Source organism: Sanguibacter inulinus (assembly GCF_013415325.1).
GTDB lineage: Bacteria > Actinomycetota > Actinomycetes > Actinomycetales > Cellulomonadaceae > Sanguibacter > Sanguibacter inulinus.
This window is the reverse complement of record NZ_JACBYE010000104.1, coordinates 1-1014: the sequence shown is the minus strand read 5'-3', so window position 1 is coordinate 1014 and position 1014 is coordinate 1. Positions and strand designations below refer to the sequence as shown.

1 protein-coding gene is annotated in these 1014 nt (G+C 71.9%); it reads left to right on the top strand.

What is annotated here, in order from left to right; translation table 11 throughout:
* Window positions 1-40: 40 nt before the first annotated feature.
* Window positions 41-1014: MFS transporter (locus tag HZZ10_RS19070; protein ID WP_308507626.1), on the top strand; the 974-nt coding region annotated here is incomplete at its 3' end.

The window sequence follows — 1014 nt, the reverse complement described above, 5'->3', positions numbered from 1 at the left end:
CTCGTGGGCTCGGAGAGGTGTATAAGAGACAGCCCTCGCCGTGACCTGCTTCGTCACCCTGCTGAGCGAGACCCTCCCTGCGGGGCTCCTGCTCCAGATGAGCGACGACCTCGGGATCAGCACCTCGACCGCCGGGCAGACCGTCACCGTCTTCGCCGTCGGCTGCCTCGTCGGCGCCATCCCGCTGACCTCCCTCACCGCCTCGCTCCCCCGACGCGCCGTCGTCGTCGGGATGCTGCTCGGGTTCGTCGTGGTCAACACCGCGACGGCCCTCGCACCCTCCCTGCCGATCTTGCTCGCGACGCGGTTCCTCGCCGGTCTCGGCGCCGGGATGACCTGGGCCCTGATCCCCAGCTATGCCCGCAGGCTCTCACCCCCGCACCTGGCCGGTCGGGCGATCGCCCTCACCGCGCTGGGCAGCACCCTCGCGCTCGCCGTCGGCGTCCCGGCCGGGACCGCGCTCGGCGAGGCCGTCGGATGGCGGTGGACCTTCGGGGTGCTGTCGGTCGTCGCGCTCGGGCTGGTCGTGTGGGTGCGGCTCGGGACAGCCGATGTCCCCGGGACGCCCCGGTCAGGCTCCGGTGGCATCCCTGCGGCGCTGCGGGTCCCCGGTGTCCGGGCGATCATCGTCACCACCGCAGCGGTGATCGTCGCCCACAACCTGCTCTACACCTACGTGGCGCCGTACCTCGTGGACGTCGGGCTCGGGGAGAGCCTCGGGCAGTCGTTGCTGGTCTTCGGTGCAGGGTCGATCGTCGGCGCGATCCTCGTGGGCATCTTCGGAGACAGTCACCTCCGCCAGCTCGCCGTCGGGGGCACGGCGGCGCTCGTCGCCTCCCTCATGCTGCTCGGGACGGTTCGCGAGCCCGTGGTCCTGCTCGTCACGGTCGCCGTGTGGGGAGCCGTCTTCGGGAGCATCGCCCCCGTGCTGCAGACGGCCTCGGCGGGGGCTGCGGGCGCCTCGGCCGATGCCGCGCAGTCTGTCGTCGTGACGGTGTGGAACCTGTCTCTTAT